Origin of the sequence: Moritella sp. PE36 (genome assembly GCF_000170855.1) — a bacterium.
Lineage (GTDB): Bacteria > Pseudomonadota > Gammaproteobacteria > Enterobacterales > Moritellaceae > Moritella.
This window is the reverse complement of record NZ_ABCQ01000024.1, coordinates 16,232-40,981: the sequence shown is the minus strand read 5'-3', so window position 1 is coordinate 40,981 and position 24,750 is coordinate 16,232. Positions and strand designations below refer to the sequence as shown.

19 protein-coding genes and 7 tRNA genes are annotated in these 24,750 nt (G+C 40.8%); 13 read left to right on the top strand and 13 right to left on the bottom strand.

The features are described 5' to 3' along the window. Positions 1-538: 538 nt before the first annotated feature. The 8 genes from PE36_RS13975 to PE36_RS13940 all read right to left on the bottom strand — a co-directional run bounded on the left by PE36_RS13975 (position 539) and on the right by PE36_RS13940 (position 9,220). Positions 539-1,288: a glutathione S-transferase N-terminal domain-containing protein gene (locus tag PE36_RS13975; RefSeq protein ID WP_006032686.1), complete on the bottom strand. Its 750-nt coding sequence runs from the start codon at positions 1,286-1,288 to the stop codon at positions 539-541. Positions 1,289-1,375: 87 nt separating this feature from the next. Beyond that, complete coding sequence (locus tag PE36_RS13970; RefSeq protein WP_043994542.1) at positions 1,376-1,870, bottom strand: arginine repressor; 495 nt, start codon at positions 1,868-1,870, stop codon at positions 1,376-1,378. A 153-nt stretch (positions 1,871-2,023) separates the two neighbouring features. After that, a complete protein-coding gene (pyrI, locus tag PE36_RS13965; protein WP_006032684.1) occupies positions 2,024-2,488 on the bottom strand; it encodes an aspartate carbamoyltransferase regulatory subunit in 465 nt (154 codons plus the stop codon). Positions 2,489-2,503: 15 nt separating this feature from the next. Beyond that, a complete protein-coding gene (pyrB, locus tag PE36_RS13960) occupies positions 2,504-3,433 on the bottom strand; it encodes an aspartate carbamoyltransferase (RefSeq protein ID WP_006032683.1) in 930 nt (309 codons plus the stop codon). 299 nt (positions 3,434-3,732) lie between these two features. Next, entirely contained in the window at positions 3,733-4,737 is a 1,005-nt protein-coding gene (gene argF / locus PE36_RS13955; protein WP_006032682.1) for an ornithine carbamoyltransferase, read from the bottom strand. An 81-nt stretch (positions 4,738-4,818) separates the two neighbouring features. Beyond that, positions 4,819-5,730, bottom strand: a complete 912-nt coding sequence (gene arcC / locus PE36_RS13950; protein WP_006032681.1) for a carbamate kinase — start codon at positions 5,728-5,730, stop codon at positions 4,819-4,821. 27 nt (positions 5,731-5,757) lie between these two features. Beyond that, positions 5,758-6,978 carry an arginine deiminase gene (gene arcA / locus PE36_RS13945; RefSeq protein WP_006032680.1) on the bottom strand — a complete coding sequence of 407 codons (1,221 nt, stop codon included), beginning with the start codon at positions 6,976-6,978 and terminating at the stop codon, positions 5,758-5,760. A gap of 796 nt (positions 6,979-7,774) precedes the next feature. Continuing rightward, the gene (locus tag PE36_RS13940; protein ID WP_006032679.1) at positions 7,775-9,220 is read right to left on the bottom strand and encodes a YfcC family protein; all 1,446 of its coding nucleotides are present in this window, start codon (positions 9,218-9,220) and stop codon (positions 7,775-7,777) included. 626 nt (positions 9,221-9,846) lie between these two features. Between PE36_RS13940 and tcdA the strand changes: the two genes are divergently transcribed. Next, positions 9,847-10,647, top strand: coding sequence for a tRNA cyclic N6-threonylcarbamoyladenosine(37) synthase TcdA (tcdA, locus tag PE36_RS13935; protein ID WP_006032678.1), 801 nt, complete (start codon positions 9,847-9,849; stop codon positions 10,645-10,647). A 265-nt stretch (positions 10,648-10,912) separates the two neighbouring features. After that, a complete protein-coding gene (locus PE36_RS13930; RefSeq protein ID WP_006032677.1) occupies positions 10,913-12,124 on the top strand; it encodes an acetyl-CoA C-acetyltransferase in 1,212 nt (403 codons plus the stop codon). Between the two features lie 101 nt (positions 12,125-12,225). Here the strand turns inward: PE36_RS13930 and csdE are convergent, their stop codons facing one another. Together csdE and PE36_RS13920 are read right to left on the bottom strand one after the other, a co-directional pair. Next, a complete protein-coding gene (gene csdE / locus PE36_RS13925; protein ID WP_232286589.1) occupies positions 12,226-12,714 on the bottom strand; it encodes a cysteine desulfurase sulfur acceptor subunit CsdE in 489 nt (162 codons plus the stop codon). A gap of 32 nt (positions 12,715-12,746) precedes the next feature. Then, the gene (locus PE36_RS13920) at positions 12,747-13,967 is read right to left on the bottom strand and encodes a cysteine desulfurase (RefSeq protein ID WP_006032675.1); all 1,221 of its coding nucleotides are present in this window, start codon (positions 13,965-13,967) and stop codon (positions 12,747-12,749) included. Between the two features lie 347 nt (positions 13,968-14,314). Between PE36_RS13920 and rpmB the strand changes: the two genes are divergently transcribed. The 3 genes from rpmB (at position 14,315) to rep (ending at position 16,859) form a co-directional block, all read left to right on the top strand. Then, entirely contained in the window at positions 14,315-14,551 is a 237-nt protein-coding gene (rpmB, locus tag PE36_RS13915) for a 50S ribosomal protein L28 (protein ID WP_006030956.1), read from the top strand. A gap of 11 nt (positions 14,552-14,562) precedes the next feature. Beyond that, entirely contained in the window at positions 14,563-14,718 is a 156-nt protein-coding gene (gene rpmG, locus PE36_RS13910) for a 50S ribosomal protein L33 (RefSeq protein ID WP_006030957.1), read from the top strand. A 125-nt stretch (positions 14,719-14,843) separates the two neighbouring features. Then, positions 14,844-16,859: a DNA helicase Rep gene (gene rep, locus PE36_RS13905; protein WP_006032674.1), complete on the top strand. Its 2,016-nt coding sequence runs from the start codon at positions 14,844-14,846 to the stop codon at positions 16,857-16,859. 42 nt (positions 16,860-16,901) lie between these two features. Here the strand turns inward: rep and PE36_RS13900 are convergent, their stop codons facing one another. Beyond that, positions 16,902-18,233 (bottom strand): bifunctional diguanylate cyclase/phosphodiesterase, encoded by a 1,332-nt coding sequence (locus PE36_RS13900; protein ID WP_006032673.1) that lies wholly within the window; start codon positions 18,231-18,233, stop codon positions 16,902-16,904. Positions 18,234-18,415: 182 nt separating this feature from the next. Further along, positions 18,416-18,835 (bottom strand): cytochrome c5 family protein, encoded by a 420-nt coding sequence (locus tag PE36_RS13895; protein ID WP_006032672.1) that lies wholly within the window; start codon positions 18,833-18,835, stop codon positions 18,416-18,418. Between the two features lie 241 nt (positions 18,836-19,076). Here PE36_RS13895 and PE36_RS13890 point away from each other — a divergent pair. From PE36_RS13890 to PE36_RS13855, 8 genes are all read left to right on the top strand, one after another. Next, positions 19,077-19,153, top strand: a tRNA-Arg gene (locus PE36_RS13890). A 39-nt stretch (positions 19,154-19,192) separates the two neighbouring features. Further along, positions 19,193-19,268 (top strand) — tRNA-His (locus PE36_RS13885). 27 nt (positions 19,269-19,295) lie between these two features. Beyond that, a tRNA-Pro gene (locus PE36_RS13880) sits at positions 19,296-19,372 on the top strand. Between the two features lie 172 nt (positions 19,373-19,544). Continuing rightward, a complete protein-coding gene (locus PE36_RS13875; protein WP_006032671.1) occupies positions 19,545-22,913 on the top strand; it encodes a DUF6701 domain-containing protein in 3,369 nt (1,122 codons plus the stop codon). Between the two features lie 279 nt (positions 22,914-23,192). Then, positions 23,193-23,269: transfer RNA gene (locus tag PE36_RS13870), tRNA-Pro, on the top strand. A gap of 5 nt (positions 23,270-23,274) precedes the next feature. Then, positions 23,275-23,350: transfer RNA gene (locus PE36_RS13865), tRNA-His, on the top strand. A 79-nt stretch (positions 23,351-23,429) separates the two neighbouring features. Next, a tRNA-Leu gene (locus tag PE36_RS13860) sits at positions 23,430-23,514 on the top strand. 4 nt (positions 23,515-23,518) lie between these two features. Continuing rightward, a tRNA-Pro gene (locus tag PE36_RS13855) sits at positions 23,519-23,595 on the top strand. A gap of 69 nt (positions 23,596-23,664) precedes the next feature. Here PE36_RS13855 and PE36_RS13850 read toward each other — a convergent pair. Further along, complete coding sequence (locus PE36_RS13850) at positions 23,665-24,501, bottom strand: HDOD domain-containing protein (protein WP_198138618.1); 837 nt, start codon at positions 24,499-24,501, stop codon at positions 23,665-23,667. Positions 24,502-24,750 lie beyond the last annotated feature (249 nt).

The window sequence follows — 24,750 nt, the reverse complement described above, 5'->3', positions numbered from 1 at the left end:
TTATGCGTGCTAATGTTTTTATTATGGCCTTATAGCAGTATAAATACGGCATTGTTATTTAAATTATTGATTCTATTAAATTTGATATTGTACAAATTTGTTATTGTTAGGTTAATAACTTAAATTGCTAAATATTATGCAGGTTAACTGCGTATATATACATAAAGTAGTACATTTTTGTTTTTAATGATTTGCTAACTGGATCATATTTTTACGCGAGAGGCTATTTGACAGGGGGGCGGGATAAAGCCTTAAATTAGTCAATTAACAGGAAAATATAGTACTTATCCTTCACAGTATGTGGAAATTTATAGATGACTAGCTATTCACCTATTCACCTATTCACCTATTCACCTATTCACCTATTCAGAAAATCAGCATGTCTGCACTTAACTTGAAGATGTGCTTTAAAACGGCATTTACCATTGGTAATGGCGTGTGTAATCTTGGATTTAAAGTGGGGGGTGTTATCTATGTTTGAGCTGTTGTTAGCATGTATATCAATTGTTATACATGCTAATAATTGGACTACATTAACCTAGATTGCGTAAGTCGTAATGAGATATTTCACTATTGCTTTTGACTCAAACATATCCACATCGGTATTAGGATCTTTTAAGAATGGGACTTGTACTGTGCCGTGCTCAGCCAAAAATGCGCTGCGCTTGGTTTCTGGCAATGGGCTATATTCACCTGGACTTAAGCGTCTTGTTGCAGGGCCGAGCTCACCAAATTGCTGCTTACCTAAATTCACCAATAAATATGGCAGTTCTAATTCACATAACGTCTCACGAACAGGGCGTGAATAAGGGCTACTTTCAAAACTGTATAATACCAGTGGGTCGGTTGGCTCTAATGCTGGTTTTTTGGTTTTGCCGGCATTCCAGCGGATTAGCGATGCGCTAGTGGAAGTGGCGTAATTAAAAATATTCGCGCGTAAACGAATAGGTGCACTGCAATTACCATAATGCTTGTATAAATAACTGATGATCTCAGACGCTGAATTTAAGATGGTCTGAGTGTTTTTATCAATTAAGAATGGAATTTTATCTGTACTGTACATTTCTTGCAGTTGTTGCTTGTGACGCACTCCGCCTTTTGGGCAAGGAATAATAAGCACATCCAGATTCAATTCGGAAATTGCTTCACGTACTAAGCGACAAAGTGGGTCGGCTTCGTTGTCATACATGATTAACGGATCTTGATCATTAATCGTGGTTTTTGCCGCTTTGGTACCTGCCCATAAGCGGGTTTGTGAAGCCAGAGTCGAAGTCAATAGATTAAACATAGCGTAAATCCGTTCAGCTAAATTATTAGTCTAAATATTATTTTTAGAAAGAGCTATTAGATTAATCACATGAATCAATAAAGATAGTTAGTTTATTGATTCAGTATTTGGTTGCCCAAGGAGTAGTCTAACAACGTGCTCACAGTCTTCGATTCGATTGATGCTTTTAGGCGCAACCATAACCATATCATTACCTGCTACCGCCCCTAATATTTCGGGGTGTGGGCTCAGATCAAGTACACGAGCAATGAGTTGAGCACAACCGGGAGGCGTTTTTATGACGACAACGGACTGGTTATGTGTGATAAATTCAATCTTGGTTGATACAGACACATCGATATGTCGCGATTTATCTTCACATGGTAAGCGGTATATTTTTTTACCGTAAGCGTCAGTTACTTTGATTACATTCAAACGCGATAACATTCTCGATACTGTAGATTGATTAATATGATGATAGCCAAGCTTAATTAGCCGTTGACGAATATCATCCTGAGTATGAAATCGCTCTATTTTTAGAAGATTTATACATGCATCGGTTATGTCGCAATGACAGGTGGTAGATTGTTCAGTGTTATTCATTCATACCTCGATGGACTTATCTGGTACCTATAATTAGATATTCTTTTTTAGGTTAAGTCTATTAAGTTATTAGTATTATGTGGGATATATAGTATTTGGTGAGCAAATAATCCCGTAAATGTCTTCTTTTACAGGATTATCATCGAAATGTTTTTAGTTACATTCAGTCATGATTTTACGTGAGAATACTTTCTCACAATACTTACATTTTAATTGTACGGTCTCATGACTTGCCACAACAGCAAAGTGGCTATCTACGGGTTCATTATGAGTAATACAATTACTATTTGGACAAGCAAACACAGCTGTGATTTCATGAGGTAAAGCTAGTTTCAATTTTTTTGAAACCTCATAGTTTTCGATTTGGTTTACTGTCGCATGGGGAGCATACAATGCTAACTGGTTGGCTTGATCTTCATTGAGAAATACATTTTCTATTTTAATTAAATCTTTATGACCAAGTGCTGATGATGGCAAATTTAGACCTATGGTAACCCTTTGATTTGAAGCTTCTAGGTTGAATAGTTTTAATATTTTTATCCCTAAAGTTGCAGGGATATGGTCAATAACAGAACCATTTTTAATTGCTTCAACTTGCAATTGGTTTTTTGTAATCATCTGGTTTTCTCCTAATTAAAACTGTTCATTAAGGACAAGAGCAAGTAGCGCTTCGCGCGCATAAACACCATTTTCAGCTTGCTGAAAGTAGTAAGCATGTTTGGTTTTGTCTACCTCGACAGTGATCTCATCAATACGTGGTAAAGGATGTAGCACTTTAAGGTTATCTCGCGCATTTTTTAGCATATCGGCAGTCAGAATGAATGCTGCTTTCATGTGCGCATATTCTGATTCGTCAAAGCGCTCTTTTTGAACCCGAGTCATATACAGCACATCAAGTTCCTCTACCACATTTTCAATATCACTGTGTAAACTGTATTCGATACCTGCATCGCGTAATTCTTGCAGTATATAATCAGGCATTGCTAAGATATCGGGTGAAATAAAGAAGAATTTTGTGTTATTAAATTTAGCCAGAGCTTGGGTGAGTGAGTGTACGGTTCTACCGTATTTGAGATCACCAACAAAGGCTATATTTAGATTATCGAGGGAACCCTGTGTCTCATAAATACTGAATAAATCGAGTAAGGTTTGTGTCGGATGCTGATTAGAACCGTCACCACCATTAATGACCGGTACGCCATTCGAAAATTCTGACGCCAAACGCGCTGCACCCTCTTGTGGATGACGCATAATAAAGGCATCCACATAGGAGGCGATGACTTGTACTGAGTCAGATAATGTTTCGCCTTTCCTCGCTAATGAAGTATTACCAGCATTGTCAAAACCAATAATGGTACCACCTAACCTTTGTACGGCGGTTTCAAATGATAAACGTGTTCGCGTTGATGGTTCGAAAAAGCAACTCGCGATAACTTTATTTTTCAGTAGTGTTGGGCTGGGGTCTGCTTTGAGCTTTCTAGCAGTATCCACAATGAGTTCCAGGTCATATCTACTGAACTCTGGAATGGAAATTATATGCTTTCTAAACAAAGTATTATTCATGCTATCTCCTGCCTTATTTCGATACAGTTATAAATGTAATCACCTATTTTTGTGAAAAACAGGTAAAAAAAAGTCCTCTTAGAATAGAAGACTTTTTTTAGCAATTGGATAATGAAACCAATCGTGATTGATGTTGATTCGAGAGATAAATCTTGCTGAACGATAAGGTCATTTTTTGCTTCCTAAAATATTCACTGCATCATGCCAATTGATCATTAAAAATAAGTACGATAATCAAGGCTAAAAGTATGCATGAACTTACATGCATACTTGGATTTTCAAGTGTTAATTATTGAGTGTTATTGACCTAAGGTCGCAACCATAATGGCCTTAATGGTATGCATGCGGTTTTCAGCTTCATCAAAAACAATAGAATGTTTTGATTCAAAAACTTCTTCAGTAACTTCAAGTCCCTTCATATTATATTTCTCAGCTACTTCGGCTCCGACAGTTGTTTCATCATTGTGGAAGGCTGGTAAGCAATGCATAAACTTAACATCTGGGTTGCCCGTTTGTTTGATCATGTCCATGTTAATTTGATAAGGTGTCATTATTTTTACGCGTTCATCCCAAGCATCTTTTGATTCACCCATCGATACCCAAACATCGGTATAAAGGAAATCACAACCTTGGACGCCTTCTTGTACATCTTCAGTTAAGGTGATTTTAGCGCCTGTTTCTGCTGCTATTTCACGGCATTGCGCGACAAGTTCCGCATTAGGCCAGAATGCTTCTGGTGCCACAAGACGAATATCCATACCCATTTTAGCTGCGCCCACTAATAATGAGTTACCCATGTTATTTTGCGCATCACCCAGATAAGCGAAAGCAACTTCATGTAACTGTTTGCCTTGAGCGTGTTCTTGCATTGTTAAAAAATCAGCTAGAATTTGTGTAGGATGGAATTCAGTTGTTAAGCCATTCCATACCGGTACGCCAGCGTGAGCACCAAGTTCTTCAACGATTTCTTGACCAAAACCACGATATTCAATACCGTCGTACATGCGGCCTAACACACGGGCTGTATCTTTCATTGATTCTTTATGGCCGATTTGTGAACCTGAAGGACCGAGATAAGTTACTTGAGCGCCTTGATCGTGTGCGGCTACTTCGAAAGCACAACGTGTACGAGTGGAGCTTTTTTCGAAAATAAGCGCAATGTTTTTGCCTGTTAAGCGCGGTTGTTCATAACCGTTATATTTTGCTTTTTTTAATTCTGCAGATAATTCAAGCATGTGCTGGATTTCGCGAGGTGTGAAATCAAGTAATTTTAAGAAGTTACGGTTACGTAGATTGAAAGACATAATGTTATCCTTTTTATAATTAGGTTGGCGGCTACTGCGTAGGCTATGTAGCCGCGAATACTCTTGATATGTTGAAACGAATTAATCTGCCGTTATGTTGGTACCAGCTTCGCCTTTCAAGATGCGTAAGCCCGCATCTAAAGCACCAATTCCGACAAACTTGCCACCTTGCTTAATGAACTCACAAGAGGCCTCAATTTTTGGTCCCATAGAGCCCGCATCAAAGCTATATTGTGCGAGTTCAGCCGGTGTTGTTGAACGCAACGCTGTTTGGGTTGGTTTGCCCCAATCAATAAAGACAGCATCAGCATCCGTTAGAATCAGCAACGCGTCTGCTTGGAGTTGTCTGGCGAGATAAGCTGCTGACATATCTTTATCAATAACGGCTTCTACACCGACTAATTTGCCATTTTCATGTCTTACTGGAATGCCGCCGCCGCCAGTACAGATGACTAAATGCTGCTGTTGGATTAAGGCTGCAATTGCGTCATTTTCAATAATGCCAGTCGGCTGTGGGCTCGGTACTACGCGGCGGAAATATTCACCATCTGGTTTGATAATCCAGTTATGTTTTTCTGCTAATTCACGCGCTTCTTTTTCCGCATAAACTGGACCAATCGGTTTCGTCGGATCTGCAAACGCAGGATCATTGGGATCAACACTCATCTGCGTCAGTAAGCAAGATACATTCTGTTCAGGCAGTATATTTTTAAGTTCCTGCATTAAAATGTAGCCAATCATACCTTGAGTTTCAGAGCCTAAAACATCAAGCGGATAAGGGTTTACAGCTTTATATTCCAACCCTTGTAGTGCCAGTAAACCAACTTGTGGGCCGTTACCATGTACTAGTACAACATTATATTCTTTGGCTATTTCAGCAATTGCCTGAGCAGCCGTTGCGATATTTTTACGTTGAATCTCTGCTTCTAATGGCTCGCCACGACGTAACAGTGCATTTCCACCTATGGCTACAACAACAGTTTTTTTAGTCATAATAATTTATCTCAATGAATTAAATTGTTAGATACCGTCACGTTCAATTGGGCAACTCATGCAGCGAGCTCCACCGCGACCGCGACCGAGTTCATCGCCAGGGATTGGTAGTACGGTAATACCTGCTTTATCGTATTTTTCGTTAGTGTGAGAGTTACCTTCGTAACCAATTACTACACCAGGTTTCACCGTTAGTACGTTATTGGCATCATTCCATTGTTCACGTTCTGCAGTGAAACTGTCACCGCCTGTTGTGATTAGGTTTAGCTGGCCTACGCCTAGTGCTTTTTCGATAGCAGTAACGAAGTAACCTTCTTCTTTCACGTTAACTGCGCCAGACTCATCACCTGTTAGGCTCCAGCATTGCACATCTTTACGAACCACTTCTGGGTAAACAGAGAATGTATCTTCACGCAAGTGCGTCATTACTGTATCTAAGTGCATGCAAGAACGGTGTTTAGGAAGTTGCATTGCAATAACTTGCTTTGCTTGACCGTGCTTGAATAGACCTGATGCTAGCTGTTCAACACCTTGAGGTGTGGTACGCTCAGACATACCAATAAGTACAGCGCCTTTACCAATAACCAGTACGTCGCCGCCTTCGATTGTAGAGTTGTCGTACATTTTTTCTTCATTACCGTAGTACTTAATGAAGTCAGCACCAGCGAAGATTGGGTGCCAGCGATAGATTGCACGAACGTGGTTAGTTTCACGTTGACGAGCCGCTTTAGCCATTGGGTTGATAGAAACGCCACCATATACCCAGCAAGATGTATCACGAGTAAATAGGTGATTCGGTAGTGGTTCAATGATGAAGTCTGTTGGCGCGTGTATGCCTTGCATCATAGAAGATGATTTCATTGGCATTTCAGCGTAAGACAAACCACCAGTTAAGATTTTAGCAAGGTCGATGTTTGGTAAGTCACCTAAGTAACAGCGTACGTCATTAGCGAATGTAGCACCTAAGCGGTAATCAGATATTTGACTTGTTAACAGCCACTCTTTAGCTTCTGGAATTGCTAATGTATCAGCAAGAAGGTCAGTGAGAAGTAATACTTCTACGCCTTGATCACGTAATGTCTTTGTAAACACATCATGTTCTTTACCTGCACGCTCTACTGCTAGTACGTCATCAAATAATAAGTCGTGGCAGTTAGATGGTGTTAAGTGGCTTAGTGAGCGTCTTGGACGGTGAACTAGAACGCGACGTAATTGACCGACTTCAGAACCTACATATAAGTTACTCATAATTTTATCCTTCGCTAAAGCGTTTATGAAATACGATTAGTTATGTGAAAGTTTAAATTTATTTTGAATATTTATTGTTTCTATTCATGCTTTAAGTTGATGTGTGCAGTATACGATATAGGTTCTGTCAATCTTCGATCTTAGTCACACTTTTATATTGTTAATAGTATGTAACTAGTTGATTTAAATGTGTTTTATTATGCTTGGGAAAACTTGGTGTTATTATGCTAAAGCTGTTTTTTTGTCGGTTTTTTTATTAAGCTTTTGATTTTAAAGTATTTGCTTACTCTCTTTTTTTGTTGGTTTTAAAGAACTATTTGAATCGTTAAAATTTATGCAGTTGAAGTGAGTATATATCTAAATAGGTAGGTGGTTTTTCGTTGCTAATTTGCTAGTCCGATCATGTTTTTATTTGGGGTTATTATTGCTTTAAATCTTGCTGTTTTCGTTGTTTGTATAATAAGGCGATATTCTCTATTCGCTTCGCGATATTAAGGTCGATAATTGCACGTGGTTTGAAGTGTAAAATGAGTATTCCGCTGTATTTTTAACAGCAATTCTGGTGTGCTGAGGGTAAGTTTAATGCAACCAATATGGACACTGAGATCTATAGCGCGTCTTGCCAAAGTAAAGCGCAACATATGAAGGCGTTAACTGAGAAAATAAGCGTAGATAAAGGCGCGGTGATAAAGTATCAAGGACGTTCATAAGTGCTTAGAGAGAGGCAAAAAAAAACCCTTCCTTGAGATGGGAAGGGTATTTTAATTGTCAATAATGCTAATTTCTTAGCTTTAAATTAAGATAGGATGACGCCAATACTGAGCATCGCCATCACTAAAATAGTCAATATAGCAATGAGTGGGGCTACCCATTTTAACCAACGTACATAAGGTACTTTGGCAATGGCTAAGCCTCCCATTACAACGGCAGACGTCGGGGTAATTAAGTTCACAATACCAGAAGCTGATTGGAACGCTGTTACCACTAAATCGCGGCCAACAGAAGCAAAATCCGCTAATGGAGACATGATCGGCATGGTTAAAACCGCTAATCCAGATGTTGATGGTACTAAGAATGAAAGTAATATTTCAATCCAAAACATGACATTGATAAAGACAATACCAGATAAACCAGAGATCGCCATTTCAGCGGTATTGAGAATGGTATCAGTGATCATGCCTCGGTCCATGATCACTACGATGCCACGGGCAATACCAACAATGAGAGCAACACCCAGTAGGTCGCGAGCACCATCAATAAAACTAGATGTGAGTTCTTCTTCACTCATCCGAGCGACGAGACCGGTGATAATGGCTGCAACTAAGAATAGACCTGAAATTTCAGCCATCCACCAACCTGCCACGGCAACGCCGTAAATCATGATTGCGAAAGAAGCGACGAAGATCATTAGAATTAGTTTACGGGTTGTTGTAAATTCTAATTTTTCATCTGATTTATTTCCTAAGAAATGCGCGATATGTTCTTCACGTTTATCAAACATAATAGATTTTGTTGGATCGGCTTTTACCATTTTTGCATAACGCATGACGTAAATCACACAGATTAACCAACCGATAGCTAAGGTAGCGATACGTAAAAACATGCCATCAGTAAAAGGGATACCTGCAGTATTAGCTGCAATAACCGTCGCAAATGGGTTTATCGTGGAGCCTAATACACCAATGCCCGCACCTAACAATACTGTTGCGGCACCCACCACCGAATCAAAACGAGCGGCAAGCATGACGGGCACGATCAGCGAGTAAAATGGTAATGACTCTTCAGCCATACCGTAAATAGTACCGCCGGCAGCAAACATTGCCATTAGAATCGGGATCATCAATTCTTCACGACCATTTAAGCGCGTCGTCACCCGCTCAATACCCGCATCAATTGCGCCAGTTTTTGTTACTAGCCCAAGAAAACCACCAATAATAAGAATGAAAAGAGAGACATCAATTGCCGCAGCAGCATAGGTATTGTGATCGTAAAAACCATCGATAGGAGCAAGCACGATATCCACAAACCCTTGTGGATTATTCTCAACCGCATGATATGTGCCTGTGACCGGCACTTCTTTACCTATGTCTTCATTCATGACTCTATCGTATTGACCCGCCGGTATAATCCAAGTCATTAGGGCTACAATGGCAATAAGTGCAAATAGAATTGTATAAGCCGATGGGAATTTTAAATTAGCAAAAAAGCCTTTTTTTTCTTTCTCTAAAGTTGATGTTGTCATCTTTTATCCTCGCTATTTGTTATACCAATATCGGGTACAACATTAAATTTTTAGCAATTAGAATTGGGGTTTTTAGGTAGTAGAAATGAGAACAAGAATGTGGGTGATAGACGGTATCTATAAATAAAATATGATATGTTCATTATCATTTATCCAAATTAAAGGCAGAAGATTTAGCTGAAATAATAATGCAGTTTGGCTTTGTATAATTACTAAGTGATCACATTTTAAAGGATGTAACCATCTCTTAAGTGGTAGGTGTTTTTGTAATTAGTTTGCTTGTGGATATTTTTATTGAATAGTTGCAAATTTATGCAACTGGTAAAAAATGCGCCAATGAAGATTGGATTTTATTATATAATTAGCAGGGCTTTTAACTAAAAGGCTTGGGAAATATTTATTTATTCTCTATTGTTTTAATATGCTTTTATTTTGGTTAAGCATGCATTTATAGGGGTGAAGGTAGCTCGTTTTTTATTGTTTTATGCAATTCAATATGCATTTTACAATGATTAATTATCACAGTTTAATTTGATTTCAATCAAATTAAACTAAACGTTCTATCCTTTTTGTAGTTACCTGGTGTTATCGGTATAATGCGCCTTTGGTTTTATTTGAGGTAAGGTATGTCGGCCGAATATGACAATCGTTTTGGTGGTATTGCACGTTTATATGGCGTTAAAGCACTGCAATTTTTTAGTCAAGCACATGTGTGTGTGATTGGTATTGGTGGTGTGGGTTCTTGGGCCGCTGAAACATTAGCACGTTCAGGCATCGGCAAGATCACCCTGATCGACATGGATGATATTTGTGTGACTAATACCAATCGTCAAATTCATGCTTTAAAAGACACCATAGGTAAGCAAAAAATAGATGTAATGGCGGCGCGTATTCGTGCCATTAATCCGGAATGTGTAGTGACTGCTATCGATGATTTTATCACGGTTGATGATGTTGGTATGCACATAAGCAAAGATTTTGATTATGTGATTGATGCGATTGATAGCGTACGTTCAAAAACGGCACTGTTAGCGCACTGTAATCGACAAAAAATAAAATGCATTACCATTGGCGCTGCGGGTGGTCAAATCGATCCGACCCAAATCCAAGTGCTGGATTTATCTCGAACACATCAAGATCCTTTAGCTGCGAAAGTACGCTCTGATCTGCGCCGTTTGCATAACTTCAGTAAGAACCCAACCAGTCGATTTGGTATTGAATGTGTATTCTCAACCGAGCAATTAATTTACCCAGGTACTGATGGCGAAGTATGTTCGACCAAGAACTTCCTTGACGGCGCCACGGGCATGGATTGTTCAAGTGGCTTCGGCTCTTCAACCGCGGTGACGGCTAGCTTTGGTTTAATTGCGGCTTCGCGGGTATTGAAAAAATTAGCCGAAAGAGAAGCGCGTTATCGACCTGAATAACGGTATTGAGTAAACGCGTTTAACCAGCTGATACACCTTGTATTCGCTGGTTTTATGTTATTTAAAGCCATCCTCTATTTTTTGCCTCACTAAATCCCTTACGTTATAACCGCTACCTTATACGCTTACCTTAAAATCGCGCTCGTGGCTTTTCCCTATCGCTTAGCTTTGCTCGGGCTAAATTCGGTTATGTTAATCACTTGTGATACAATTCAAACATATGTTTGAAAAAATAAACTGATCACATCAAGTAAGGAAACAAGGTATGAGTAAAGTATTTATCGTTGCAGCAAAACGTACAGCGCTGGGTAGTTTCGGCGGTAGCTTAGCGGGTGTTGACGCCGCTACGTTAGGTGCTACGGCGATCAAAGGCGCATTGGCAGCCGCAAAGGTTAATCCAGAGCACGTTGATGAAGTGATTGTTGGTAATGTGATTAGTGCAGGACAAGGCATGGGGCCAGGCCGTCAAGCGGCGATGCAAGCGGGTATTCCTGCTAGTGTGCCTGCTTATACGTTAAATATGATCTGTGGCAGTGGCATGAAAACGATTATGGATGGTGCGGCGCATATTAAAGCCGGTGATGCCGATATCGTGGTGGCAGCAGGCATGGAAAGCATGTCTAACATTCCTTATTTGATGCCCGCAAAAACGCGCTTTGGTTCTAAAATGGGTAACATGACCATGGTTGATGCCATGGTTAATGATGGTTTGACCGACGTATTTAATAATTACCACATGGGCATGACGGCAGAAAATATCGTTGAGCAGTTTGGTTTAACCCGTGAGCAACAAGATACCTTTGCCGTTGGTAGCCAACACAAAGCGGTTGCTGCCATTGCGGCAGGCCGTTTTGTTGACGAGATAGTACCGGTTGAAGTGAAAGTACGTCGCCAAACACAAAGTTTCGCCACGGATGAATATCCAAAAGATAATGCCAGTGTTGCAGGTTTAGCGAAGCTACGTCCGGCATTTAAAGCGGACGGTTCAGTAACCGCGGCAAATGCATCGGGTATCAATGATGGTGCCGCTGCGATCATCTTAGCGTCAGAAGCGGCCGTGGAAAAATATGGTTTAGAACCAATGGCTGAATTAATTGCTTATGGTCAAGGTGGCGTCGATCCGCAAGTGATGGGACTAGGTCCAGTACCGGCGATTGAACAAGCGCTTAAACGTGCTGATATGTCATTAGAGCAGATGGAGTTGTTAGAGCTAAATGAAGCCTTTGCTGCGCAAGCGTTAGGGGTAATGACGAATCTGACTCAAGCACACAATGTGGATATGGATTGGTTTGCCGATAAGACCAATGTCAACGGTGGCGCTATCGCATTAGGTCATCCGTTGGGTGCATCTGGTGGTCGTATTACGGTAACGTTATTACACGAAATGCAAAAACGAGGTGTCGACTATGGTTTAGCATCACTGTGTATTGGTGGCGGTATGGGGACTGCTCTGATCGTTAAAAACTTGCAGAAGTAATGCTTAGCTAGTTTTTTTGATTAAGGTTTGATTAAGGTTTGATTAATATAGAGTGACTTGATCAAGTGGTGAACATTGATTCACCACTTGATGTCGGCCGATTAAGCCGCTTGTATTGCTGCTATCACGGCTTTTAAGCCATTGCCACGAGAAGGGCTAAGCTGTTGCATAAAACCAAGCTGAGTAAAATAGCCATCAATATCAAATGCCGCGATTTCAACGCGCGTTTTGCCATTCACTGCTGCTAATAGCGTCGCCATTAACCCTTTTACAATACGCGCATCTGAATCCAGACCAAACCATAAACGTCCGTCATTATCGCAACTAAATACTATCCACGCCTGACTTTCACAGCCTTTAATTTGATTTTCTGCTACTTTATAGTCATCCGTTAACGCTGGGATCTTTTTACCAAGCAAAATTAATTGGCGGTATTTATTTTGCCAGCCAGCTTGTGCGGTTAATAACGTCATTACATCGGTACTGGTAATTTCGTTGCCAAATGGGCTCGACGAGAAATCGGTCATGATCATTCCTGTATTGCTAACCAGACTTGCAGCCTGGCAGGATAAAGTTAATCTGTTATTCATTACAATAACGATGCTCTAGATACGGTAACAGATTAGAGTAAATCTTGTAGTTCATTCAATGCTTTAATAAAGAAGTCTATTTCTGCTTTGGTATTATAAATAGCCAACGACACGCGGATGGTGCCGGATAAATTAAGGCTCTGCATCAGAGGTTGTGCACAGTGATGACCGGTGCGAACCGCAATGCCTTGTAAGTCCAACAGCATCCCCACATCACTATTATGCGCATCACCCATAATAAAGCTGACGCCGCCGGCACGATGTTGTGGCGAACCAATAATCTTAATGCGCGGCATATTTTCGAGTTGTGCTGTGGTGTAGGCCAGTAATTCGGCTTCGTGAGCAGCCAGCACTTGTCGATCGTAACTGGTTAGAAACGTCATGGCGCGCGCCAGACTGATCGCACCAGCAATGTTGGGGGTACCGGCTTCAAATTTAAATGGTAGCTCGTTATAAGTGGTTTGTGCAAAGCTTACCGTTTTAATCATTTCGCCACCGCCTTGCCAAGGCGGCAGTTGATTAAGCGCTTCTTCTTTACCCCAGAGCACGCCGATACCAGTAGGACCATACATTTTATGCCCAGAGAACACATAAAAATCACAACCGAGGGCTTGCACGTCAACCTCCCAATGCGAAATAGCTTGGGCGCCGTCGATTAATACCTTCGCACCCGTTTGCTTGGCTAACGCAATGATGTCTTCAATCGGGTTCACGGTACCGATGGCATTAGAGACATGGCTAACCGCCACTAATTTGGTTCTATCGCTGAGTAATTGCTTATAGGCCTGTATATCTATGTCGGTTGACGGTAACAGCGGAATAATCTTGAGGATGGCGCCTGTGCGTTGTGCCAGCATTTGCCAAGGCACGATATTGGCGTGATGCTCTAAGGTGGAAATGATGATCTCATCACCGGCCTGAATACTGGTGGTTAAACAGTTGGCAACTAAGTTAATCGCTTCGGTGGTGCCACGCGTCCAAATGATCTCTTTACTGCTATTAGCATTAATAAATTGCGCGCAGGTATCTCGGGCATTTTCATAGGCAGATGTGGCTTGCGCGCTGAGTGCATGTGACGCGCGGTGGACATTGGCATTAATGTCACGATAATAGGTATTAATCGCCTCGAGAACACACAAGGGTTTTTGGCTTGTGGCGGCATTATCTAAGTAAATTAATGGGTGATCATTCACTTGTTGCGATAATACGGGGAATTGTTGTCTAAGGTCGGTTAATTCTATATCGTTAAGCATGGTGTAAACTCACTATCAAGGAATGGGGATTATAACCTGAAAGAAGGCCTTGCGCATTTGTCCATTTAGACGAATTGAAATACTTTTTTCAATTATTATGATTTAATTTTTATTGCTTGTTTTTGGCCTTTATTTTGTGTTTTAAACTGTTTTATTGCATTTGTGTTCACAAATCAACCGTTGACGTTTGTTTTTAGCGCTGTTTCCATGTGATTAAAGATGGTGATATTTTGCACTATTATTGATTTGTGTCTGGGTTTACTGTATAAACCGAGCATTAAAAGTATACCTAGTAGCTTCAAATGCGACTATGTAGACACTTATATTTGAAGTTATTGGAGCACACTATGTCAAAAGTATGCCAAGTTACTGGTAAAAAACCAGCTGTTGGTAACAACGTTTCTCACGCAAAAAACCGCACACGTCGCCGTTTCTTGCCAAACCTACATACACACCGTTTCTGGGTTGAGAGCGAAAACCGTTTTGTAAAGTTACGTCTTACTTGTAAAGGTATGCGTATTATTGATAAAAAGGGTATCGATTCAGTTCTTGCTGAAATGCGTGCCCGTGGTGAGAAGGTTTAAGGAGCTATATTATGCGCGATAAAATTCGTTTGAATTCATCTGCTGGTACTGGTCACTTCTATACCACTACTAAAAACAAAAAAAACATGCCTGAGAAAATGGAGATCAAAAAGTTTGATCCTGTAGTTCGCAAGCACGTTATGTACAAAGAAGGCAAAATCAAGTAATTCTTGATTGCGTATTCGATGTATAGAAAATGCCAGTTATTTATAACTGGCATTTTTTTTATGTTAAATTTGCTACAATCTAATTTCTACCTCTTTTCCTAATGTTTTAGTCTGGTGTTGCCCTTATGAAATTGAATCCCCGTCAGGATGAAGCTGTAAAATATATTTCTGGTCCGTGTTTAGTACTCGCTGGTGCTGGCAGTGGTAAAACCCGTGTTATTACCACCAAAATTGCCCACCTGGTACAAAACTGCAGTTACAAGGCCTGTAATATTGCTGCGCTAACCTTTACCAATAAAGCGGCGCGCGAAATGAAAGAACGTATTGCCAAGACATTAGGTAAGAAGGAAGCAAAAGGGTTAATGGTATCGACGTTTCATACCTTAGGGTTAAATATTATTCGTAAAGAATATAAAACCTTAGGTATAAAACAGGCATTTACCTTGTTTGATGATCAAGACCAGTTGGCATTATTAAAAGAACTTACCCAAGATACGCTAGAAGAAGATAAAGAGCTTATCGACCAATTGCGCAGTGCTATTTCGAATTGGAAGAATGAGTTGGTATTGCCGCCGCAAGCCATTGCGCGTGCGCAGATGCCCCAAGACAAATTATTTGCGCAGTGTTACGACGACTACCTCCGTCATATGAAAGCGTATAACGCCTTGGACTTTGATGATCTCATCATGATGCCAACACTGTTATTACGCTTAAATGAAGAAGTACGCGAACGCTGGCAAAACAAGATCCGCTATTTACTCGTGGATGAATACCAAGATACCAATACCAGTCAATATGAACTGGTGAAGTTAATTGTTGGCCAAAGTGCAAAGTTTACTGTGGTCGGTGATGATGATCAGTCAATTTATTCATGGCGTGGTGCTCGACCTGAAAATCTGACATTATTGCAAAAAGATTTTCCGGGTTTGAAAGTGGTGAAGCTCGAACAAAACTACCGTTCGACCCAAAGAATTTTGAAAGCGGCAAATATCTTAATTGATAATAATCCCCATGAATTTAATAAACGCTTATTCAGCGAGCTTGGTTATGGTGAGCCGATTAAAGTATTCACCACTAAAAATGAAGAGCATGAAGCTGAAAAAGTAGTATCAGAACTACTTGCACACAAGTTTATGGCGCGCAGTGACTATAAAGATTATGCGATCTTATATCGTGGTAATCATCAGTCGCGGTTATTTGAAAAAGCGCTAATGACTAACCGTATTCCGTATAAGATCAGTGGTGGTACATCATTCTTCTCGCGTGCCGAGATCAAAGATATGATGGCTTATCTGCGGTTACTCGTGAACCCGGATGATGATAATGCGTTTTTACGTGTGGTGAACGTACCTCGTCGTGAGATTGGCCCGACAACATTAGAAAAATTAGGCAATTACGCCAACATGCGTAATATTAGCTTGTTCGCTGCTAGTTTCGAAATGGGCTTAGAGCAAACCCTGACGGGACGTGGTTTACTTGCGGTGCGTGGTTTTACCCGTTGGTTAGTGGAATTAGCCGATCAGGAACAGCGTAGCGATAGCATTGATGCGGTACGTGACATGGTGCGTGATATTCATTACGAAGATTGGTTATACGAAACCAGTACCAGTGCTAAAGCCGCTGAAATGCGCATGAAGAATGTTTCAGAGCTGTATCGCTGGGTGACTGAAATGCTCAAGGGCGATGATCTTGATGAAGAGATGACGTTGGCGCAGGTTGTTACTCGCCTAACCTTGCGTGACATGCTGGAACGCAACGAAGAAGAAGACGATTCTGATCAAGTGCAGTTAATGACTTACCATGCCTCTAAAGGACTGGAATATCCGTACGTATTCATGGTGGGTATGGAAGAGGGCATATTACCGCATCAAAGCTCGATTGATGATGATCCGAATGTCGAAGAGGAGCGCCGTTTGGCCTACGTGGGTATCACCCGTGCGCAAAAAGTATTATTCATGATGCTTTGTAAAGAGCGCCGTCAGTTTGGTGAAGTAGTGAAGCCGGAACCAAGCCGTTTCTTGTTAGAGTTACCACAAGATGACCTCGAATGGGACTTACGTAAAAAACCGGATTCGCCAGTAGAAAAACAAGCAAAAGGTAAACGAGGCGTGGCGAATCTAAGAGCGTTATTTAATAAATAGCAAACTCACACTGGCTTCGACGTATCGATTTAAGCTCGCTTATTAGAGATCTAATAAGCGATTAACTTGCATGTAATCCATTGGCTGAGCGATATAACTGCCTTGGCCAAACTCGCAGCCTAACTCCACTAACTTTGCGTGTTGCTGCTGGGTCTCAATACCTTCTACAATCACCTTAAACCCCATATCGTGACTAATATCCCTAATTACCCGAATTAATGACAAGTCTTTTTTGGACATCAGCATACGATTGGTAAAACGGCTGTCTATTTTGACAAAATCAATTGGATACTGAAAAAAAGCGTTTAGCGAACTAAAACCGGTACCAAAATCATCTAACCCCACTTTCACCCCAATTTGCCGCAATTTTTCTAACGCACGGATGGCAAATTTATTGTGCAGCATGAATTCCTGTTCCCTAAATTCAAATACCAGGCGATGCGGGGGGATCTGTTGTTGCTGAATAATAAAAATTAAATGTTCAACAGCACCATTAAGAAGAAGGTGCTTGGCTGATAAGTTCATGGTTAATATGATTTGTTGATTATCTCTGTGGGAGCTATGCCACTTTTTGAGCTGTAAGCAGGCTTGATTAATAATATGTAAATCGAGCGCGATGATAATATCGGTGTTCTCTGCTAATGAGATAAAATTATTATCACCGTTCTGGTCTTTCTCATGCCAATGGGCAATTACTTCAAAGCCGATCAGTTGATTGCTGTTTAATTGAATAATGGGTTGGTAGTAAGGTAATATATCGTTGTTAATAATAGCGCGTGTGAGCTTCTCTTGCTGCAGTATGCCTTGGGTGTTTTTCATTGGTGTTGGTAATGCGGTGGAAAGGTGATATTGACCAAAGCCTTGGTGTCGTGCATTTTTTAGGGCGATATCGGCATCTTTTAATACTTGGCTAACAGAATGCGGTGCTTGCTGTAAGCTAATGCCGATACTACTACTGCAGAGAATTTTATAATTGTTAACTTGAAAACTAAACCGAAACTGTGACTGAATTTCCTTTGCCAGATCAATGGCGCTATCGGCATCGGTGATATCTGTTTTTAATAAGGCAAACTCGTCACCTTGTAAGTTAACTAAGCAGTCATTACTCGACGTTAATGATTGTAAATGGGTTTGGATGATCGTAATTAATTTATTACTGAGTTCACTGCCAAAGCTTTGTTCAACCTCGGCGATATTATCAACCTTGATCAGCAAGAGCACGAAGCTGCGTTGGGTCTGCTGCAACTCTTGTAAGGCCGATTTTAGCTGTGTTAAAAATAAGGCACGTTGCGTTCGTAAAGAATGAGATAAGGCTAAACTAATTAGCTCGGTGTTATTTGCTGGTTGTTGGTTTGGGAGACGATCCTTGCTCACAGTCGGTATCCTAATGGTCTTTAATCACTTAAAAACTAAGTTTTATAGTAATAAAGTCTAGCAGTGGATAGCTGTGGGTCAAAAAAAGCCACTAAATAAATTAGTGGCTTTATCGAAAGTACTTGTCGTTATAACGGATTTAGCGCTGAATATTTTTGTTATAACGTTATTTAGCCATGGTGTTACAGGCCTTGGATCATGTAATCAACCGCGGCTTGTAATTCGTCATCAGAACAGGTTGAACAAGTACCACGTGCTGGCATCGCGCCATTGAAACCTTCGATTGCATGGCGATAAAGTGTGTCTTTACCTTTTGCAATACGTGGAGCCCATTGCTCGGCGTTACCTTTAATTGGTGCGCCAGCAAGGCCACTACCGTGACACATGTTACAAGTAGCCGTATAAACTTGTTCACCAGAACGTGGTGCTGCTGGTGCTGTGCTTTTTGCAACAACTGGAGCAAGTTCACCGGGTAGATATACCTGACCAACTGGTGCAATGCGTTCTGCAACTGCTTCAGGAGAGTTGTGGCCAGCGTTTACGGTGAATGTAAATAGCAATGATGCTGTTAAAGTGATTAGAATATTTCGTAATTTATACATGCTCTTTTTAGCTCCCTAATTAATGGTATTGTCAGTCTGTGGATGACTTTTGTTATAATAAATTCCTACTGCTGTCAGGCATTATATCCTTACCTAGCCTTAGGTTAAATAGTTGTAACAGTGTTTGTTGCATTTTACTTGGTTATAAAAGATACAGGCAAGGTGGTTATCCGACATTTTGCCTCGGAATAAACGGATTTGCCTAGACGAGGTTGATGGTTGGACGTAAGATATTGTTTATGCGTCCGTAGCTCAGTTGGATAGAGCGCGCCCCTCCGGAGGGTGAGGTCGGAGGTTCGACTCCTCTCGGACGCACCATTATAGTTAATATAGTGGTGGTGTAATGAATGATAAATGGCGGTTGTAGCTCAGTTGGTAGAGCCCCGGATTGTGATTCCGGTTGTCGTGGGTTCAAATCCCATCAGTCGCCCCATCTCTTCTCGATGTAAAACAAGACTCTCGGTGATTAGCGCAGCTTGGTAGCGCACCTGGTTTGGGACCAGGGGGTCAGAGGTTCGAATCCTCTATCACCGACCAGATTAGAAAAGCCCGTAACACTTCAATGTGTTACGGGCTTTTTGCTTTCTAATACTTTACAATCAATTGTTGTCGAAATGCTTTGGTATTACGATTGCGGACACAATCTGAAAAATAGCTACTGAAAACTGGATCTGAATTGTACACTGGAACAAATGAGGGCTTATCACGGATGAATGTTAAAAACAGAAATTCATATTATCTGACTGTTACTCTGCTGTGGTTTTTATCAATATTTTCAGCCTCTGCGTTCGGCGAAACTGAGCGGGTTAGAGTTAGTTCCAGTAATGATGATGCTGAAGAGCGGATCCGTGATGGTGATATGTATAGGAATAGTACCGACCTTGAATTCGGTTATGACGGTTATGTAAGTGGCTTGCAAATCGTTGGCATGCGCTTTCAAAGGGTTGATATTCCACAAGGGGCAATAATTAATTCTGCCTATATTGAATTTACCGTGGATGAAACCGATAGCGGCACTACTAATCTTGTGATCTTCGGACAAGATTACGATAGTCCTGATCGATTCGAGAACAATAATGGCAATATCAGTGATAGAACGAAAACGGCCGCCTCTGTCAGTTGGGCCCCTTCAAGATGGAACCGTAAAAACGAGACACATCAAACCCCCGATATTAGTACTATTATTCAAGAGATTGTGGATAGATCAGGTTGGGTGGCCAAAAATAACCTTGTACTGATCGTTGAGCCTGGTTCGGGCTGTACAGGCTCAAGTTGTCAGCGTACCGCTGAATCATATGATGGTCGACGTAATAAGGCTCCGTTGTTAATTGTTGATTATACAGTTGTTCCTACACTGAAAACGCCAATATTCTCATCTTTAGACGGTATACTTGGTGGCCAATTAAAGGGGGTGAACTTTCACATTGGTACTGTCGGTAATGGAAATAATCAGTGGCCGAACAATGAAGGCCCTGAACATTTAATTGATGATGTAGGGCAGAAATATCTTAATTTTGGTGAGCATAATACCGGTGCTATCATTACGCCTAACATTGGTTGTTCAATTGTGGATGCCATTAAGTTTTGGACTGCAAACGATTTTGGATCGCGTGATCCTGCTAGTTATGAACTATATGGTACAAACAAAAGTATTAGTGGCTCTAAACATTATCTTTCAGATTTTTATCTCTTATCCGAAGGAAACCTTACTTTACCAGTATCGCGTAATAGCAATGGGAATAGTGCACTTGACGACTTAAACTCTCAAACTATTTCGTTTACAAATACCTCTTCATACACTTCTTATTTACTGTATTTCCCCTCAGTCAAAAATAAAAGTAGTGCTAACAGCATGCAGTTAGGTGAAGTACAGGTATTCGGCAGCACATGCTCAGACCCTACTCCTGTCATTCATCATTATGAAATTAGTCACGATGGGCAAGGTTTAACCTGTGAAGCTGAAGAAGTTACGATTAGTGCTTGTACCAATACCGACGGTGCTACTTGTGTGTTAAGTAATGATACTTTAGTGCTACTCGATGTTAAAGCTACAGGATCTCGTTCTGTAACTGTCCCTGTCTCCTCTACAGACCCTGGTACTGGTAAGGCCTACATTCCATATACGATTAAGGATAGTACCTTGTTATCGCTATTAGGAACGTCATTACCAACAGTATGTTTTGATGGCAGCGTTGCTAGTTGTAACTTGGACTTTGCTGATACAGGATTTCAGTTTACAAATAGCATAAACTCGAATGGTATTCCAGCGCAGTTATCTGGAAAACCATCGAATGTAGGCTATAACTCTTCGACTTTATCTTTACAAGCAATAAAAACGAATCCTGTAAGTGGAGCATGTGAAGCTGCCTTAATTGATGATAAACCTATTGAATTAGTAGCAAAATGTATTGATCCCGCTATTTGTAAAAGTAAAACCGTTATGATCAATAGCACCAGTATAAGCACTCTAGATGCAGCAGAACCTAATACCTATACTTCTGTTGAACTAGATTTTGGTGATAAAAATAATAATGCGGCAACGTTTTATTTAACTTATCTGGATGCTGGTAAAGTGCAGTTACATGCTAGATATAAAATTTCTGTGGATGGCTCTTCTCCTGTTGATTATATGCAAGGTGGTAGTAATAGTTTTGTGGTTCGGCCTTTGGGTTTTTATATTGATGCGACTGACAATCCTAAGGCTGAGTCTGCCGCAGATGCAAAATATAAAAAAGCAGGTGAGGAGTTTACTACTAGTGTAACCGCTGTGCAGTGGCAGGCTAGGGACGACTTAGATAATGACGGTATTCCTGATGATGGTAGTGATTTAAGTGGCAATAATGCGACACCAAACTTCGGCCAAGAAAGTGTTGCTGAAACGGTCGTTTTAGCTCATCAATTGATAGAACCTTTGGGTGGTGCATCTGGTAGTTTATCTGGCAATATAATTGCTGACTTTACTTCAGGTAAAGGGAACACGACTAATTTGTCTTGGTCCGAAGTGGGCATTATTAATCTAACTGCTAATTTGAGCTCATCCTCTTATATCGGTGCCGGTCCAATTACTGGAACTATTCCTTATGTTGGCCGCTTTATTCCTGATCATTTTAAGCAAACAATTAAAGCAACGTCAGGGAGCACTCTAGGTGATGAAGGAAGCCTAACTGTAAATCATAATAATGCTTTTAGTGAATGCCGGAGGGTTGATTGGGCTTACTCAGGACAATCAACCGATATAGGGGGCAATACACAAGGTAGCATTCGCTATTTTACCCCTCCAAAGTTAACGATAACGGCATACAATAGCGCTAGCCAAGTCACTATAAATTATACTAGTGACTTTGCTAAGTTGATGTCTTTAGGTTCGAACGGGAATGAAATTAGCTTCCTAGCACCTAAAACTATTCACAGTAATGGACTAAATTTAACGGGGGGGGCTGAGTTAGGTGAAATGGTCGATTTAGGTGGAGGGGTTTTAACATACCAATTATCAGAAAAAGATCACTTTGTTTATACCCGGGGTACGAGCAGTGAAATTGCTCCTTTTCAAGCGGAGTTTGAGCTACCTTTTGATGTGTTTAAAGACTCTGATGACGTCACGTTCAAAGCATCTAATTTAGGCATTGATTATTTTGAGTCCCCTGAATTTTATGGTAATGCCGATTTTAATAACACTGTAGAAATTCGATTTGGTCGCTTAGTATTGAAAAATAGTTTTGGCCCTGAAACGTCAAATTTAACGCAGCCGATGCAAGTTGAACATTTTGATGGCAATGATTTTATAGTTTCCTCAGATAATAATTGCGTCAGTTATGATGACGAGAAAATTATACTTGACGACAGTGCACCTACCATTGCTCTAGGAGGTGACGGAAAGTTCATTGCAGGTGAAACGCGGGAAATTCAATTGCAAGCGGCAAACGTTAAAGGCGATATAAATGTGATATATGATGCTTATGATTGGTTGGAATATGATTGGGATAGTGAGATTGGGTACGATGATCCTTTTGCCGTAGCCACTTTTGGTTTCTTCCGAGGTAACGACCGCGTTATATATAGACGAAGAGTTAATAATTGATATTGATCAGAGACTGCTGCAGACTTAATTGCGAATATATCTAACGTCAATCAATCCTACAGCTGATCATTGCTATCGGAACGAGTACATATAGGTAAATACAGTTCAGTCAGTGAATTATTTTCTTGATTGTTTTTTGCACTGACGCTGTTTGTTTTTATTCCGATTTAATTGAAAGCGACAAAAAATGTGTTTTTTAGTTAAAAAGACTTGCAGACTTATACACAATATCTATAATGCGCACACTTGTTAAGAATGATTCATTCTAATAAGTATGTTCGGTGATTAGCGCAGCTTGGTAGCGCACCTGGTTTGGGACCAGGGGGTCAGAGGTTCGAATCCTCTATCACCGACCACTATGGCGGTTGTAGCTCAGTTGGTAGAGCCCCGGATTGTGATTCCGGTTGTCGCGGGTTCAAATCCCGTCAGTCGCCCCATATTCGATAACGACGATATTCTTTTAGAATGGAGTTATCACCCTTGCTAGAGTTACCTGCTAGTAAGTTGAAAAATTGTGCGGAAGTGGCGGAATTGGTAGACGCGCTAGATTTAGGTTCTAGTATTGCAAAGTGTGAGAGTTCAAGTCTCTCCTTCCGCACCATGTTCGGTGATTAGCGCAGCTTGGTAGCGCACCTGGTTTGGGACCAGGGGGTCAGAGGTTCGAATCCTCTATCACCGACCACTTATATTTCCAAGTAATTGGAATCTGGAAAAGCCTGCTCATTGAGCAGGCTTTTTTCGTTTCTGGGTTTTATGCCACTTCCTGCATCAGCAGTGTTGCTAATTCGTTCCCTTGCTGCTGCATATCTTGTAGCTGCGTGGTTAATACCTGTGGGTTAATATTGAGATGCTGGGCTAAGGCTTGCGGAAAACGTTCGACGATCATAACCACGGGCACTCCGGCATTGGTTGCAAAGTTGACAAATACGGCAAGTCGAATAAGCACTGCCTCATCAGAAATTTGTCGAAATGACAGCGGATCGAGTTGCTGTTGGATAGCATTGGCAAAGGTATCGGTAAAGTTCCATTGTTTTGCAAGCTCAAGTCCCACATCCGTAAAGTCAAAATTGAGCACCGCATGTTGGGCTTCAATGCGACTCTGTCCTTGGGCTTGACTCAGCGCCACGAGACTCGCTTCTTCTGGTAATGCGCTTTGGATCAGTAGTTCGCCGATGTTATGCATCAAACTACACGTAAATACCACTTCCGGATCAAGTGATGTTTGACTGGCGATTGCTTTAGCAATTTGCGCTACTTGAAAAGAGTTACGCCAAAAATCACGAATATCAAAATCATTGTCATGGTGAAAATTATTGGTAAGGCTACTGGCGATGACGAGTGAACGGAGTTTATTTAACCCAAGTTTTACCGCTGCCTGTGCAATTGATTCAACATCTTGACCGCGAGAATAAGCGGCTGAGTTTGCCATTTTTAATACTTTTGCGGTGATCACCGGATCCATGGCAATTTTGCTGGCGATGCTATCGAGACCAATATTGCTTTGATTAAAGCTGGTCATCATTTCTTGCAGTAATTGCGGTATAACTGGCGCTTGCTTTAGCTTGGAGAATAGATGTTCTACATTCACACTGTGACTCCCTGTCATTGTGGTTATAGTGATGATTAGCAACAGTATAATACTAAAGAATGAATATAATATATTTTATCTAAGCCAAACTCACGTTTATAGTCTGTTACGATATGACACTTGGTCATTTATCCGTTTTACCTCTCAAACTCTCTATTTGGCTATTTCCCTGCGTAGGTGGATGTGGTTTTATAACCATTCACTATATTTCTAAGGGATAGAAATTAGGGGCAATTAGGGAGTTAGTAG